Origin of the sequence: Oceanococcus sp. HetDA_MAG_MS8 (assembly GCA_019192445.1) — a bacterium.
In the GTDB taxonomy this organism is placed as follows: domain Bacteria; phylum Pseudomonadota; class Gammaproteobacteria; order Nevskiales; family Oceanococcaceae; genus MS8.
This window is the reverse complement of record JAHCMK010000003.1, coordinates 151,074-166,345: the sequence shown is the minus strand read 5'-3', so window position 1 is coordinate 166,345 and position 15,272 is coordinate 151,074. Positions and strand designations below refer to the sequence as shown.

The 15,272-nt window shown below is 58.3% G+C and carries 15 protein-coding genes; 8 read left to right on the top strand and 7 right to left on the bottom strand.

All coding sequences use genetic code 11. The annotated features are described in order from the left end of the window. Positions 1 to 40: 40 nt before the first annotated feature. The 3 genes from KI787_06540 to KI787_06530 are packed head-to-tail and all read left to right on the top strand — an operon-like array spanning position 41 to position 3,480. Entirely contained in the window at positions 41 to 1,708 is a 1,668-nt protein-coding gene (locus KI787_06540) for a hypothetical protein (protein ID MBV6629602.1), read from the top strand. Next, positions 1,701 to 2,684 (top strand): response regulator, encoded by a 984-nt coding sequence (locus tag KI787_06535; GenBank protein MBV6629601.1) that lies wholly within the window; start codon positions 1,701 to 1,703, stop codon positions 2,682 to 2,684. The genes KI787_06540 and KI787_06535 overlap by 8 nt, the downstream gene beginning before the upstream one ends. A 10-nt stretch (positions 2,685 to 2,694) precedes the next feature. Next, positions 2,695 to 3,480, top strand: a complete 786-nt coding sequence (locus KI787_06530) for an energy transducer TonB (GenBank protein ID MBV6629600.1) — start codon at positions 2,695 to 2,697, stop codon at positions 3,478 to 3,480. 42 nt (positions 3,481 to 3,522) lie between these two features. On the opposite strand, the gene KI787_06525 is transcribed toward KI787_06530, so the two are convergent. The 4 genes from KI787_06525 to KI787_06510 form a co-directional block, all read right to left on the bottom strand. Further along, positions 3,523 to 4,974, bottom strand: coding sequence for an NAD(P)/FAD-dependent oxidoreductase (locus KI787_06525; GenBank protein ID MBV6629599.1), 1,452 nt, complete (start codon positions 4,972 to 4,974; stop codon positions 3,523 to 3,525). Between the two features lie 377 nt (positions 4,975 to 5,351). Next, positions 5,352 to 5,705 carry a hypothetical protein gene (locus tag KI787_06520; protein MBV6629598.1) on the bottom strand — a complete coding sequence of 118 codons (354 nt, stop codon included), beginning with the start codon at positions 5,703 to 5,705 and terminating at the stop codon, positions 5,352 to 5,354. A 300-nt stretch (positions 5,706 to 6,005) separates the two neighbouring features. Next, positions 6,006 to 6,713: a sel1 repeat family protein gene (locus tag KI787_06515; GenBank protein ID MBV6629597.1), complete on the bottom strand. Its 708-nt coding sequence runs from the start codon at positions 6,711 to 6,713 to the stop codon at positions 6,006 to 6,008. Between the two features lie 316 nt (positions 6,714 to 7,029). Further along, positions 7,030 to 8,856: a hypothetical protein gene (locus KI787_06510; protein MBV6629596.1), complete on the bottom strand. Its 1,827-nt coding sequence runs from the start codon at positions 8,854 to 8,856 to the stop codon at positions 7,030 to 7,032. Positions 8,857 to 9,085: 229 nt separating this feature from the next. On the opposite strand from KI787_06510, the gene KI787_06505 reads away from it, so the two are divergent. Next, positions 9,086 to 9,475, top strand: a complete 390-nt coding sequence (locus tag KI787_06505) for a DoxX family protein (GenBank protein MBV6629595.1) — start codon at positions 9,086 to 9,088, stop codon at positions 9,473 to 9,475. A gap of 95 nt (positions 9,476 to 9,570) precedes the next feature. Beyond that, positions 9,571 to 10,359 carry a dienelactone hydrolase family protein gene (locus KI787_06500; protein ID MBV6629594.1) on the top strand — a complete coding sequence of 263 codons (789 nt, stop codon included), beginning with the start codon at positions 9,571 to 9,573 and terminating at the stop codon, positions 10,357 to 10,359. Positions 10,360 to 10,497: 138 nt separating this feature from the next. Here the strand turns inward: KI787_06500 and KI787_06495 are convergent, their stop codons facing one another. Both KI787_06495 and KI787_06490 read right to left on the bottom strand, forming a co-directional pair. Beyond that, on the bottom strand, positions 10,498 to 11,043 hold the full coding sequence (locus KI787_06495; protein ID MBV6629593.1) for a hypothetical protein: 546 nt from the start codon (positions 11,041 to 11,043) through the stop codon (positions 10,498 to 10,500). A 91-nt stretch (positions 11,044 to 11,134) separates the two neighbouring features. Continuing rightward, positions 11,135 to 12,709, bottom strand: a complete 1,575-nt coding sequence (locus tag KI787_06490) for an AbgT family transporter (protein ID MBV6629592.1) — start codon at positions 12,707 to 12,709, stop codon at positions 11,135 to 11,137. A gap of 244 nt (positions 12,710 to 12,953) precedes the next feature. Here KI787_06490 and KI787_06485 point away from each other — a divergent pair, with 244 nt between their 5' ends. From KI787_06485 to KI787_06475, 3 genes are all read left to right on the top strand, one after another. After that, complete coding sequence (locus KI787_06485) at positions 12,954 to 13,571, top strand: GNAT family N-acetyltransferase (protein MBV6629591.1); 618 nt, start codon at positions 12,954 to 12,956, stop codon at positions 13,569 to 13,571. Positions 13,572 to 13,674: 103 nt separating this feature from the next. Further along, positions 13,675 to 14,505 carry an SDR family NAD(P)-dependent oxidoreductase gene (locus KI787_06480; protein ID MBV6629590.1) on the top strand — a complete coding sequence of 277 codons (831 nt, stop codon included), beginning with the start codon at positions 13,675 to 13,677 and terminating at the stop codon, positions 14,503 to 14,505. Continuing rightward, positions 14,505 to 14,807 carry a hypothetical protein gene (locus KI787_06475; protein MBV6629589.1) on the top strand — a complete coding sequence of 101 codons (303 nt, stop codon included), beginning with the start codon at positions 14,505 to 14,507 and terminating at the stop codon, positions 14,805 to 14,807. Before KI787_06480 ends, KI787_06475 begins: the two co-directional genes overlap by 1 nt. Positions 14,808 to 14,818: 11 nt before the next feature. Here the strand turns inward: KI787_06475 and KI787_06470 are convergent, their stop codons facing one another. Then, the gene (locus KI787_06470) at positions 14,819 to 15,253 is read right to left on the bottom strand and encodes a transcriptional repressor (GenBank protein MBV6629588.1); all 435 of its coding nucleotides are present in this window, start codon (positions 15,251 to 15,253) and stop codon (positions 14,819 to 14,821) included. Positions 15,254 to 15,272: the final 19 nt, after the last annotated feature.

Here is a 15,272-nt window from a genome sequence, read left to right as displayed (position 1 = left end):
TGGTTATACCAATCAAGCGGGACAACACTTGGGAAACATCATGTTGCTTCGTAAAGCCGTCGCGGCTGCTGCCGTGCTGGGTTCGCTGGCTGTGCTCACAGGGCTGGTTTGGAAGACCCAGCAGCAACCCTTGAGCGTAGCGCAGGCCAGTCTTTGGCGAGCAGCCCTGGAACAAAGCGCCGAACAGGTGCGCCAAATCGATGCAGAAATCACCCGGCTGCGCCTGGAGCAGGATACGGGGCTAGGCCGCCTAGAACAGCGCATTGAGGCCTGGGTCGAGGCTGATCGGCGCTGGCTGGATCTGACTCAGGCACAATTACCTGTGCTCAGCGCAGCCAGTCGCAGCTACCGCTCAGATGCAACACAAGCTCGCAAGCAGCTGAGTGAAATCGGCGCCGTGCAGGCCACATTTGTGCAGGCTTTTGGGCAATTCCAACAAGCTGCTGAAGACACGCTGGCGCGTATGACTGCAGCCGGCGAGGGGGCAAAAGCGCAGCAACTCATCGGCCGACTCGTTGAGGAGCTTGCTCGCTACAGCTTGCAAAGCCGACCCAGCAATGGCGATGTTATTGACGGCCTGAGCAGTCGGCTACCGTCCAGCGGTGCAAGCCTGTCACGGGCCGTGGCGGAACTGCGCGTAGCACGCGACCAGCTGCGGTCAAGCCACCGGGCCTGGAGAGAGCTGGACCTGGAGACACAGCTCAATGGCCTGGAGCAAGGCCTTGGCCAAGCCTTGGAGAAGCAAGAGGCGGAACAGAACACCTACTCCGTCGCTTTGGCGGCCTTTGCCGGTGCCTTGATGCTGGTCTTTGGCCTGATTGCCCTGCGTTTGCAGTCCAGCATGCACGCCCTGGATCAGATCAACAGCAACCTCGAGCAAACAGTGGAGGAGCGCACCCGAGAACTGAAGCTGCAGCAGGCGCATCTCATCCAGTCGGAAAAAATGGCATCGCTGGGCCAGATGGTGGCGGGCGTGGCGCATGAGATCAACACGCCCTTGGGTTATGCCAGCAGCAACGTGGAATCGGTGAAGCAATCGCTCACCCGCGTATCCGCCGAGCCAAACCTAAGTGACGATGCGCAGGAGCGCCTGGAAGAGGCCGACATTCTTTTGGAAGACTCCATGCACGGCCTGGAGCAAATCGACGAGCTAGTGAAAAGCCTGAAAAATTTCAGCCGTGTCGACCGCTCCCATACCGAGCTCTTTGACATCAACGAAGGGCTGGATACGGCGCTGAAAATCTGCCGCAACACCCTCAAAGACCAAATTGAGGTCGTTCGCGACTACGCGGAAGGCCTGCCAGACATCCTTTGCGCCCCCTCCCAGTTGAATCAGGTCTTTCTCAACCTGATCAACAATGCGGCGCAGGCCATGCGCGATGGCGGCACCCTCAGCTTGAGTTCGCAGCGCGATCAAGACCACCTCAGCATTGTCATTGGCGACACCGGCTGCGGGATGGATGCGCAGACCCAAGCCCATATATTCGAGCCCTTCTTTACCACCAAGCCCGTCGGTGAAGGCACCGGGTTGGGCCTCTCCATCGTGTTCCGGATTATCGAGGACCACGGAGGCCGTATTACGGTGGACTCCACACCGGGCCAGGGCACCCAGTTCCAAATTCGGCTTCCGATTCGCCAGCAAGCCCCGGCGCAGGCCACCAGCAGCGCAGTGATCATTGATGACTCGGCGGAGCCAGCCCATGCCTGAGCCTGTGGGCACCCCCATCCCGGCTACGCAAACGCCCGAGCGCCCAAAGCTGCTCTTCGTGGACGATGAACGACGCATTTTGGTGTCGCTGAAGTCCATCTTTCGCGATCACTACGAGGTGCGAATTACGACCAGCGGCGCAGAAGCCCTGGAGATTCTTCGCGAGTGGCCTGCCGATGTGATCATCAGCGACCAACGCATGCCGGAGATGCCCGGTGTTGAGGTTCTGAAAGGGGCGGCCAAGATACGCCCGACGACGACCCGCATCTTACTCACCGGCTACTCGGATCTAGAGGCCATTATTGGCTCGGTCAACGAGAGCGAGGTCTTTCGCTTTGTTTCCAAGCCCTGGAAACGCGATGACCTCAACCGCACCATGGCCGCCGCGGTTGCTCAAACCCGGCAAACCCTGAGTGATGGGTCGGCGTCCGAATCTGTCGCTGCGACCCCAGCTCCGGCACCCACCAAACAAGACGGAGCTGAGGTGCTGGTTCTCGACTCCAACAGTGCGGAACGGCAGGCTCTGGTACATACCCTGAGCAGCGAATGGCGGCTGCATGCCGCCGGCACCATTGACGAAGCCCTGAGCTGCATTCGCGACCATCCCGATATTGGCGTCGTCCTCACGGAGTCGGTCTTTGAAGGAGGCGCCGTGACAGCCCTGGTGAACGCTCTGCGCCGTGCCCGACCCGAGCTGGTCTACATCGTCATCACCCATGAACCTGATGCCGGCCACATCATCGATTTGATCAACTTCGGCCGCATTTACCGAGTCCTGCGTAAACCACTACGCGCTAGCGTGCTACGCGGGGCGGTCAATGTCGCCAACCATCGACACCAGCAACTGCGCCGCGACCCGGAACGCGCCCAGCGCCTGGCCGGTAGCGTGGATGCCATGCCAGAGCATGGCTCAGGCACTAGCTTGTTCACCCGTATTCGTACGCTGCTGGGCATTGGCCGCAGCCGCACGGCTTAAGGACCCACACATGAACACCAGCGCAAGCACCAGCGCCTTCGCTCAACTTCGCCAAAGTATTGGTGGCTCCGCTGAGTACGTGGTGGCACTCGGCTTACTGTTGGTCTGCGTCGCCGTCGGACTAGCCGTATGGCTGAGCAGCGACCAAGGCTCCTCAGAGCCGGCCCAACCACGCATCGTGGCTACTGGCATCAACACTGACGAGCCTAGCGCCGACCCCGCAGAACTAGAGGCTGAATTGGCAGCCTTACGCGAGCTGAAGGCCCAGCTACAGGCCAGCATGAGCGCAGTGGAAGCGCAGGCTCAGCAGGAATTTGAAGCGGCGCAAGCCCAGCGCCAGCAGATGGAGGCTGAGCAAGCTGCCGAAGCGCAAAGGCAGGCCGAAGCCGAGCGCCGGGCCGCCGAACTTGCCGCTCAGCAACGCGCCGCCGAAGAACGCCTGGCCCGTCTGCAAGCCCAGCTCGCCGAGCGCGAGCGGCAACAGGCAGCGCAAGCTGCCGCGCCCCCCGAAGTCCCACAGACCACACCAGCGCGCGTGGACTGGAGCAGCTGCAGCAAGCCCGCGTATCCGCGTATGGCCCAACTCACCGGAGCGGAAGGCACCGTGATCCTTGCCATGGACTTGGACGCCCGAGGTCAAGTTCTGGATGGGCGTATCCAAACCTCCAGCGGGCATCGCTCCTTGGACGAGGCCACGCTGCGCGCTGTGCGCCGCTGCGACTTCACCCCGGCTACCCAAAATGGCCAACCCGTGGCCATTACCGGCCTGGTTGAGTTTGCCTGGCGCTTGAACTGAGTCCGCAGCGGCTCTCAAGGAGCAGCCATGACTGGCGCTGAATTAGCTCTCAGCAGATAGATAATCCTGCGGCTGAAACTGCGCCGTCATAGCGCGGTACTCCGCCGTGCGCCCTGGCCAGTTATTGGTAATACGCCCGTCAGCGGTGTGATACCAGCTGGAACAACCGGCATTCCACACCGTGTGCTTGAGCCGATCCTGGGTTTGGGCGTTGAAGCGTTCATGCACCTCGGGCTTCACCTCCAAAGTGGCTTTATCGCGGAGGGCTTTCAGAGCCTGCACGATGTAGCGGGCCTGGCACTCGATCATGAAAATAATGGAGTTACCACCCAGGTTGGTATTCGGCCCATACATCAAAAAGAGGTTGGGAAAGCTGGGCACGGTCATGCCCAAGTAGGCCTCAGCCCCGGCTTTCCATTGCTGATGTAGGTCCACGCCATCGCGCCCGGTGATCTGCATGGGCGAGAGGAACTCCGTGGCCTTGAAGCCCGTGCCCATAATCAAGACATCGCAGTCGATATTGCGCCCGGTTTTGTCCCGCACGCCGGTGCTGGTGACGCAGTCTACACCTTCGGTGTTCAGCTCCACATGAGGCTGGCACAGCGCCGGGTAGTAGTTGCTGGTGAACAGAATGCGCTTGCAGCCAATGGGGTAGTCCGGGGTGAGTTTGGCGCGCAGCTGCGGGTCTTTAACCTGGGCTTCACGGAAGCGTCGCGTCACCCACTGGTACAGCTTCGACACCCGGTTATCTCCAGCATCGAAGGCATCAGTGCTCATTTCCCCCGACTTCCAGAGCAGATACCGAAATGGCCGCTCATAGCCCGGAATATGTTTGAAGAGCTGTCGATTCAACCAGCCATAGGTACCGTCCAGACGCGGTAGCACGTAGGGAGCGCTGCGCTGAAAAATGGTGAGCTGGCTGGCCTGCTCGGCGACTTCGGGGATGAACTGGATGGCGCTGGCCCCAGTGCCAATCACGCCCACTTTTTTGCCCTTCAGGTCCACCGAGTGGTCCCACTGCGCCGAGTGAAATAGTGGCCCTGAAAAGCCCTTCAGCCCAGGAATGTTGGGCCAGCTCGGCCTAGAGAGCTGCCCCACGCCAGAGATCAAACTCTGCGCGGAATACGTCTTGCCATCGGCCGTCTGCACCTCCCAGCGCTGACTGTGCTCCTGCCACTGCGCCGACTGCACCTCCACCCCAAAATGAGTGCAGTCATATAGTCCGTAGTGCTTAGCGCACTCGCGCATGTACGCCAAAATCTCCGGCTGCTGCGGATAGCGCCGAGAGAAACGCACCCGCTTGAAGAAGGAAAAGGAGTACAGGTGCCAAGGCACATCGCAGGCCGCCCCGGGATAGGTGTTCTCCCGCCAGACTCCACCTACATCGGGGCCCTTTTCCAGAATGGTGACCTCAAAACCGGCCTGTCTGGCCAGAATGGCCGCGCATAAACCGGAAAAACCGGTGCCAATTACCAAAACCTCAGTGCTGTGCATGCCTGTCCTCTGCTGCATCTCCTCAAGCGACTGACTGGGCGCGAGATTGCGTCACTTCGATGCGAAGTGCACGCAACCCTTAATCCAATGAAGTCGCAATTAGACGAGGGAATGTAGCAGGCTCTGCAAATCTGCGACGAGGTTCACTCGACACACACCGAATGACCCCGCCTCCCCCTGAGCAAGTACGCCTACTGCGAGCCGCCACAACGATGAAGCCTTGCCCGAGTGTCTCCACCACTAGGGCTACATGCATTAGGCGTCACCCTCTTGCTGCGATGAGGTTTTGCTCACATCCCTACCCATGCCTCGCTTAAAGCCACAATCAACCACGTTTACACGAGACACAACCACAATGCGCGTTAAAAACACCTCACTCAGTTGAGTACACCCTCCTTGTACATCACGAGCAACACGCCAGAGAAAAAGCCTAAAGCTATAAAAAGCTTGACTGTTATCACGACGCATCTAGATAGCATTGGTGAGGAATTTGACAGCTCGACACTTTGAGTTTGATGCTGTGGCCTCACACAATAGGCGATCATCAGGTACTCAGCATATAGCGACTCTAAGTTGCCCTTATGAGGGGAACCTAAACGCTTCCATAACGCCTCATCATACCTCTGTATAAGCCTCAGAAGCTCACGCCTCAGCTTCATCTCGAAAGGAGCGAGAACAACGGCACCACCCCAGAACACGAAGAGCAAAGCCACAAGAATATTCTCAGCCATTTGAACGCAGCCACAATGCTATTCCCAAGCGTAATCATCAGCTAGCACCACTGCCACAGGCAACGAACGACTCGGCTTCCATCTGCCGATCACCAAGGTGCAATCGTCTGATCAACAACTTACATCAGAAAAGGCAGGACATATCGACCGCGTCGTTTATGCCGCTCAACACCAAAAACAACTATTAATGCTGACTACTAATACGGACCACGTTCTCTCCACCGACAATTTGACACCCGCAAGTCATGGCGCAACGCGCCGCCACCATCATCAACACAAGAATGGGGCTGGCCGTAGCTGTTAGCTACATCGATTCAAACCTGTCATTTCATCGAACACCGAAAGACCCGTACTCACTGGAGGCATATAGGTGAAGGTGTCACCACGTAGCCATAGAGGTGTTCTCTTCCAGGAGTGGAGCAAAGACGCTCTAATCCTCCTAAAAACCGAAACTTCGTGTAAGTCAGACCGTGCCATACAAATCACTGCGATCCCACCGAGGAAATGTCCCTCTTTTTGGGACTTAGAGAACCATTTCGCAGCGAGCTGATCATCTTGCGGCAGCCCGCGCCCACTCAGATATGCCAACCCTATATTGAACTCATTACGACCGTAGGACTTATCGTCAGCCTGGAGCGCCTCTTGCGTGATCTCGATTGCTTCAGCGTAACGCTCTTCGTCCTCGGGTCCGATGAGCAAGCTGAACGCTAACCTTTCAGATGCCAATGTAAAAGCCGCACCCAATTCGATAGCCCTCCTCAGTAGGGCCTCAGCTTTCTGTGAGCTTTTCGGCCTGCCCCGCCCCTGAAAGAAGCAGTCAGCGAGCTCATACAAGAACAGAGGGTCACTTCCCCCTCCCTCAAATGCATCACAAGCTTCCGTATACTTTCCAGTTCGCAAAAGCTCCCAACCTTCATTCGGAGCACCTGCGTAAATGCTGCACGTAACGCACATCAGGCAAAGAGAAAAAATACGCCTTACAGCGTTTTGGCGCACGAGTTCCCGCATAACATGACTACCCTGGCATCCTGGTTTCTTTGCGGCCATTAACCCAACTTAACGGCAGAGAACTTCGTTCGCGCAGGTGGGCAATACGCTGTACCGTCCCTAGAGTTGGCCACTCTGTTATGAACAACTACGCACACAGCAATAAATCCCAGGCCGGCCGTTATAAAACTCCGTCCACCGAGCACACAACACAAGCTGCCTGCTACCTTGAGGGCCGAGCGATAAGCCAATCAACACAATATTGCTTTTGAAATTGACAATTAGATATTGATCTATGTGAGACGGCTGTCGAAAAACCTTCGCCCGGCCCAGAATTTCAGCGTGTTGTGATATTCGGCAAATCGCCCTGCAGTGGCACCTGCACTTCCCCGCTCACAAACACCACCGGTACGGTGACGTCGCGGGCGGTGGAGATGATGAAGGCATCGCTCAGGCCGTAAAGCAGCAGCACGATTTGATCACCGGGCTGAATGCGTTCGGCAACGCCGACCATTTCGATCTCGTGGGTGCCCAGGCCATTAATCGGGATAACCTGTTCTTCAATGAGGTCAGGAACCAGCGGTAGAAGCTCACCGCTGCCGAGACGAATCACGCCCAGGCCGGCAAAGACGGTGGCATCGCAGGTGCCCAGGCGCAGCAGCGGGTCAGACTCCTCCAAACAGAACTCGTCCAATATGGGATCGCCACGGGTGAGCGTGAAGGTTGCGGTGGGAATACCCGCCAGTACTTCGCTGCCATCGCCGGCTGTGGTCAGGGGCACCACAACAGGGGCCGGATTGGCGATAACAACAGGTACAGGCAGCCCCCCCGGCAGCTCTACGGGGAAGTTTTCGCCGCCGATGGGCATGTCGGGTAGTTCTACGGCATCGCCTTCGGTGAGCGACAAACACATGTTTTGACCGGTGGTCAGCACATCATCGACGTTGCCAACACCCAGAAGCTTGTCATTAAACCAAGCCAACGCTGCCGCATCTTTGCTGATGGTGCCGCAGGCGGTATTCAGCGGGTTGGCCAGGGTATTCAAGGCCTGCAGCGCCAAACCCAGGTTGGGAGTGAGGAAATGATGGCCGAAGCTGTAAGTCAGCAGGCGAACATCACCGCCCGCTTTGGCCAGGCACTCATAGTTCCGGTAAGCCTCGTTGAGGTTGAACAAGTCATCCCGCGGCCCCTGCCAGATCAGCGCATCGACTCTGGGCACACTCCGCCGGGAAGGCGTCAGCACCGTGAAGTTGCCATCTGCGGTCAACGGGAGCAATTGGAACAGGGGGTCTAGCAAATAGCTGGAAGTACCGCCCTCGACTTCACCCGGCTGCAGATCCAGCGGGTTCTCGCAGAAGTAGCGCATGGAGTGATAGGCAAAGAATGGTATGGCCTCCTCCGGGAATTCACCGGTTACGCCGCCCTCCAGCAAGGTGGCGCGAATGAGGGGATCTTGCCCAAAGGTGGTTTGCACATCGGCCGTGCCAGCCAGGATGAGGGCCCATTGCGATTTGACCACCCCATTCGGGTTCAGCGAATAGGTGAGGTCATGGGGAGCAATTTCCGGCACGATGGCATCCAGACGACGGTCGGGATCTTTGTTCAGTAGCAGATACTGGTACATGCCGCCGTAACTGCCGCCGATGGCACCCAGCAGCAGATTGCCGCTGCGGTAGCGTAGGTAGTCCAGATGTTGCTCGGCCCAGTCGACAATGGCGACAAGATCTTCCCCTTCGAAGTCAGGGTCCATCACGCGCACGGTACCGCCCGAGTCTGGCGAGCCGCGTTGGTCGATGCTGATCACCGCATAACCCGAGTCGGTGTATTGGGCAAAGCTGCCCACCGCAGTTTGCCGGCCACCGCCGTAGCCGTGGCCCTCGAGGATTAACGCGTGCTTCTGGCCGCAATCGAAGTTGGCGGGCTCATGCACTTGGAAGCTGATGGCTTCTTCATCGACGCGGGAGGGAATGATCACCTGGTATGCACGGCCACCCTCCAAGCTGTCTCGCGTGGCGCAGGATGCGACCGGAGTTTCAGAGCCATACGGGAGCGCTGTGCGCGTATTCAACGTGGATGAGCCTGTAGAGCCGCTATCTGGCCGCCCGCCGCCGGGTTGGCAGGCCGCAAAAAACACTAAAACCACCAGGGGGAAGAGCTGGCGCATGGGGTCTCCTCATTGGGTAGGCCGCAGCCTAGGAATTCTCTGGGCAGCATGCTGCCACTCTTTTAGTTTCCGCCTAAAGGTGACCGCTGCCAAGCGTAAATACTCAGCAAACGCAGCGAAGAGAATTTTCTTTCTAATTTTTAGAATGGTTTTGGCTGTTATTTGCGCTTTTTATTCGCATTTAGCGATGGCTCAATAGACCCACATTTTGCTTCCACTGGAGAACATCATGACTCGTTTCGCACCCACTCTAGATCTCATCGCCCGCGTCGCCCTGGCCGCATTGTTCTTGCTGGCCGGCCTCAACAAAATTAGCCAGTACGAGGGCACGCAAGCCTTCATGGAGTCCGTAGGCATTCCTGGAATACTGTTACCCGCCGTCATCGTGCTCGAGGTGCTCGGCGCTTTGGCCATCATGACCGGGCTCTTCACACGCCTGAGCGCATTGGCACTGGCAGGCTTCTCTGTGGCGTCTGCCCTACTCTTCCACTTTCAGCTGGCCGACCCCACCCAATTCGCCATGTTCTTCAAGAACATTGGTTTAGCCGGCGGCTTTCTACTCTTAGCTGCCCATGGGGCCGGGCAGATTAGCCTGGACGCCAAGCGCGCATCTGCCTAAGCCTGCCAACATTACCCTAGGGCCCCGGCCAACTTGTTTGGCTGGGGCTTTTGCGTTTGAATCACACAACTTTCATTGACAACAAGGAAGGCTCTATGCGCCTCGTAGCCACCGTCCTATGCACGCTTTTGTTCAGCAGCCCGTTGTGGGCAGCCGTTCAAGGCCAAAACCTGCAGTACCAGATTGATGGCCAAAACTATCAAGGCTATATCGCCAAAGACGACAGCTTGCGCGGCCCACTTCCGGCAGTGATCGTTGTGCACGAATGGTGGGGCCATAACGCCTACGCGCGCCAACGCGCCAACATGCTCGCTGCCCAGGGCTACGTCGCCATGGCCTTGGATATGTACGGAGCAGGCAAGCTGGCCAGCCACCCAGAAGACGCCAAAGGCTTCATGATGGCCGTAATGGAAGAGCAAGGTGCTGTCCAAGAACGGTTTTTGGCGGCAAAGAACCTTCTCGCCAGTCGGCCCGATGTCAAAGCCGATCGCATTGCCGCCATTGGCTACTGCTTCGGTGGCGGCGTGGTGCTCAATATGGCGCGCGCCGGAGTGGACCTGGCTGGCATTGTTAGCTTCCATGGCAGCTTGAACCCCCAGGAGGGCACACAGCCCGGTGATGTTGTTGCCCCTATCATGGTCTTCAACGGCGAATCCGACCCCTTCGTGCCGGCCGATGCCGTAGCGGCTTTTAACCAGGAAATGCAGCAAGCCCAAGCCGACATGGTGTACGTGGGCTACGCCAATGCCAAACATTCCTTCACCAGCCCGACGGCCACCGCAACTGGAGAAAAATTCGGCTTACCGCTGGAATACAACCAAGCCGCCGATGAAGACTCCTGGCGCCAGGCCTCGAGCTTCTTACGCGAAGTACTCACCCGCTAAGTCTGCACCGAATAAGCCGCTGCGCTAGCAATCTGGCATGGCAGGGTGGTGTTACACCGCCCTGCCCTCAGTCCACACCCATATGCTGCGACAGCTGTGCTCCGGCGGGGAGCCATCGTGCTCCGCTCGCGGATGTGTTCAACGTAGCTGTGGCGGAGTTTCTGGCCCGCGATACTCCCGAACCGGCCCCAGCAACATGAAGGGCATGGGCAGGTACCGAAGGAAGCCAGGCACGCCGATGGTGCCCAAGCCTAGATATTGGCCCTCCCCGACGCGACGAACCTCGTCCACCATCTTCACTCGCCCCCATAGCGATGCATAGACGGTGTAGTCCAAGCGCAGGCAGGGTTGCTGATCGAATATAGAGGGCGCAATACTCAGGTGCATGGGGTAGCGCGTCAGCCATTGACCGCGCCGAGCAAAGCCGTTGTAGCCCAAGCCTTCTTCTGCACTCAAAGGCTTGAATCCCTTCGCCTGCCACTGCCCTGAAATGGGGTTGTTCAGAGACAGCTTGCCAAGCAAGCTAATGACCAGCGAGGCCTGCCGTAGCACACGCGCCTGATACTCGCCGTGCATCTCTGCCAGGCTGGGGGCCTCAAGGGTGGGGTACAGGTCCAGCAGCTGCCTGCAGCTCAACTCTTCCAAGCGAGGCACTAAGCCAGTGGTGGATGCTGTGCTGCTCATAATCACTATTCTCCATGTTCAGCGCTTTCAGAGTTGACGCCAAATTGTCCCAGTTCGGGCGTGACCGCGTGTTTAAGTTCAAAGACGGCATTCAGCCCGCCGTAAAGTAAGTCGGCGCACCTGGGCCTACCGGCCAACCCAATCCAAACACAAATATAAAGAACCACGCTGTCCAGCCCAGGGCAAACACCAAGCTGTAGGGCAGCATGGTGGCGATCAGGGTGCCAATACCCAGGTCGCGCACATACTTGGTAGCAAAGGCCAAGATCAGCCCAAAGTAACTCATCATGGGCGTGATGATATTGGTGGTGGAATCACCAATGCGATAGGCCGCTTGGATCACTTCCGGGCTATAGCCCACCAGCATCAGCATCGGCACGAAAATAGGTGCTGTGACGGCCCACTGCGCTGATGCCGAGCCCAGGCTGAGGTTCACCAACATGCACATGGGAATGAATAGCAAGAACACCGCTGGCCCCGTGAGGCCGATGTCGGTGAGGGTCTGGGCACCGAGTACAGCAATGATTTGCCCCAACTGCGTCCAGTTGAAAAAGGCCACAAATTGGGCGGCGAAGAACACCAATACGATGTACAGACCCAGGCTACTCATAGCCTTCGACATGGCATTGATGGCGTCTACATCATTGCGCATGCTGCCCACCGCCCGACCATAGACGAAACCGGGAATGACGAAGACCACAAACACCAAAGCCACAATGCTTTTCAGAAAGGGCGTGATGGCCCCCAAGGTGGTGTCAGCCTGGGGGTCTCGCAAGGCTCCAGCCTCGGGCAAGACCAAGGCAGCAATACCCAAGGCCAGCAGCCCTGCAGCCAGTCCGGCTTGGCGCAGACCACGACGCTCATCTGCGGTGAGCGGGTCCAGCCGTCCACCCGCATCCAACTCTTCCGCTGCCTGGGTGCTGTCGTAACTTCCAAGGCGCGGCTCCACCACGCTGTTGGTCACCCAGGTGCCGAGTAGGGTGATGAGAAAGGTGCTGCTGACCATGAAGTACCAGTTCACAGCCGGGTGCACGAAGTAATCGGGATCAATCATCTGCGCCGCAGCCTGGGTAATACCGGCGAGCAGCGGATCGATGGTCCCCAATAACAAGTTGGCCGAGTAACCTCCCGACACCCCCGCAAAAGCCGCCGCCAAGCCCGCTAAGGGGTGCCGACCTAGGGCATGGAAAATCGCCGCCGCCAGAGGAATCATCACCACATAGCCCATTTCGGATGCGGTGTTCGACAAAATGCCGGCAAAAACCACAACTGCCGTCACCAAACGCGGTGGCGCCCGCAGAACCATGGACCGAATCACCGCCGACAACAGGCCAGAGTGCTCGGCCACGCCCACGCCAAGCATGGCCACCAACACCGTACCCAGTGGTGTGAAACCCGCAAAGTTCCCCACCAGGTTTTGCAGGATGCGGCGGAGGCCTTCGGCGTTGAGCAAGCTCACCACCTCGATCGTCCCGCCTGCAGGGCGCGGGTCCGGTACCGACAGGCCCATAGCGGCCAGCAGCCCCGACAATACCACCACGGCAATGCTCAGCAGAGCAAAGAGGGTGACGGGATGCGGTAGTAAATTTCCCAGCCATTCCACCGTATCGAGGAAGCGGTCCATCGGACCTCGGCGGGTTGCAGGACTAGGACTTGTAGCAGACATGCAGACGGTTTCCAGTGGTTCTTTAGGCTCCCCCTCGAATTACTCTCCATAGTCGGAGCCGACTCAGCAAGGCTGAATCGTGTGAGCACACAAGGCCGTGCACTCGCGTTTAGCAACATGGGGCAATGCTGCGCAGTGTAGCGCGGACGGCACTCGCGACATCCTGGCACACGGCGGCAAACTACTCGGCGTAGCACAACACGAAATGCCCCCAACGGTGCTCGGCATCGCATAATGCATGACCATGAATTGGGATATCGCAAGCCACACAGGATTAGAGGTCGCAGACGTCATAGCGCCCCTGGCTGACCTTCGAATTCGGGTGTTCGCGGAATGGCCCTACCTGTATGCAGGGACGGCAGAGTATGAGCAGAGTTATCTGCAAGCCTACGTTGATTGCCCCCGGAGCTTGGCCATTGTGGTGCGCGACGGCAAGACAGTGATCGGAGCATCAACGGGGCTTCCATTGGCCGATGCCCCGGCAGAAATGCAGCAACCCTTCCTGCAAGCCGGCGAAGACCTACAGCAGATGTTCTATTGCGCCGAATCGGTAGTGCTACCGGCTTACCGAGGACAGGGCCTAGGCCGCGAGTTCTTCAGAAGGCGGGAGGCGCATGCGCGCTCATTGGGGCTGACTGAGAGCGTTTTTTGTGCGGTGGACCGTTCAGCAACAGACCCCCGCCGCCCAGCCCACTACCAAGGCAACTCGGCATTTTGGACGCGGCGCGGTTACGCGCCAGCGCCGCAACACCGCTGCCAATTCGCGTGGACCGATATTGGCCGCACCCACAGCAGTATCAAAACGCTGAGCTTTTGGCGAAAAACCTTGAGTGCAGACACTGCCAGCAGCGCGGCTTGCTGAGGCCGCATACACCTCAGGCGCACATGGCGAGCACCGCACGCGCTCACGCACACAGCAGGCCTACTGTCGACGTAGCACAAGCTTGCATCACTTTGGAGACACCATGAAGCAATACAAAGATCATGTCGCTGCCATTACGGGCGCAGGCTCAGGCATGGGCCGAGAGCTGGCTCGCTTACTGGCGGCTGAAGGCTGTCATCTAGCCCTGTGCGATGTTGATGAGGATGGACTCGCGCAAACAGCGGCTAGCGTAAACCCAGGCGTGACGGTGACCCAGCATCAGGTCGATGTCGGCGAGCGGGATGCCATCTATACCTGGGCCGAGCACGTGCTCGCCGAGCATGGGCGTGTGGATCTGTTGTTCAACAATGCCGGCGTGGCCCTCTCGGGCACATTAGAGGGAAGCACGCAGGCCAATTTGGAATGGATTACGAACATCAACTATTGGGGAGTCGTGCATGGCTGCCGCGCTTTTTTACCCGCCCTGCGGGTCAGCGGTCGGGGCCAAATTGTGAATACGTCCAGTGTGTCCGGGCTGATCGCACAACCTGGCATGGGCGCTTACAACGCCACGAAGTTCGCGGTACGCGGCTTCAGCGAAGCATTGCGTATGGAGTTGGAACTGGAAAAGGCCGCGGTCGGTGTGACTTGCGTGCACCCCGGCGGCATCAAAACCGCTATTGCCCGCAAGGCGCGTTTCGACCCCAGTGTGCAACGCCTATCGCAACAAGATGAGGCCAGCGCCAAACAAAAGTTTGAGGAGCTATTTATTACCAGCGCCGACAAGGCTGCAAGAACCATTTTGAAGGCTGCCCGCAAAAACAAGGCCCGGGTATTAGTAGGCCCGGACGCCGTCGCCATTGATCTCATCCAGCGCTTACTACCCACGGGTTACCAAGCCCTGGTGAAAAAGGGCTTTGCGCGTCTGCAGTAATGCCACAGGCGCCCAAAGACCAACCCTGCGCCCTCTGCGGCCGGGTCATTTGGCTGACTTTTCATCACCTCATACCGCGCAAAAACCACAACAAGCCTTGGTTTAGACGGCATTTCGACAAGGCCGATATGCGCAGCCGCGGAGTATGGGTGTGCAAACCCTGCCACCGCGCTATTCATCGATTTCATGATGAGAACCGGCTGGGGCGGGAGCTCAATACCTTAGAGCGGCTACAAGCCGACCCCCAGGTACGCCGCTTTGCCCAATGGGCGGCCCGGCAAAAGGTGCAGATGAGGTCTTGAGGGCTAGCGGCTCAACTCTGGCACTGCACACACCGGCCCAGCACTTCTACTGTCTGCTGCTGGGCCACGAAGCCGACCGCCGCCGCCGCATTTTGGACGCCCTGATCGATGCTGTCGTTTTCCAATTCGTCCACTCGGCCGCAATCCTTACAGATCAGGAACTGCGAGGCATGATCATGGTCGGGATGATGGCAGCTTATGAAGGCATGCAGCGATGCAATCTTGTGCACCAAACCCTGCTCTAGGAGGAAGTCCAAGGCCCTATACACCGTGGGCGGAGCAGTTTTTCGACCATCGGCCTCGTCCATAGCGGCCATGATGTCGTAAGCACCCAGTGGCCGTAGACTGCTGGCGACAATCTCTAAGACGCGTTTGCGCTGAGGCGTGAGACGCACACCGCGCTCGCGGCAGATTTTTTCTGCGTTTTGTAGTGCAGTGTCAGGCATAGCTATCTCTCCAATCCGC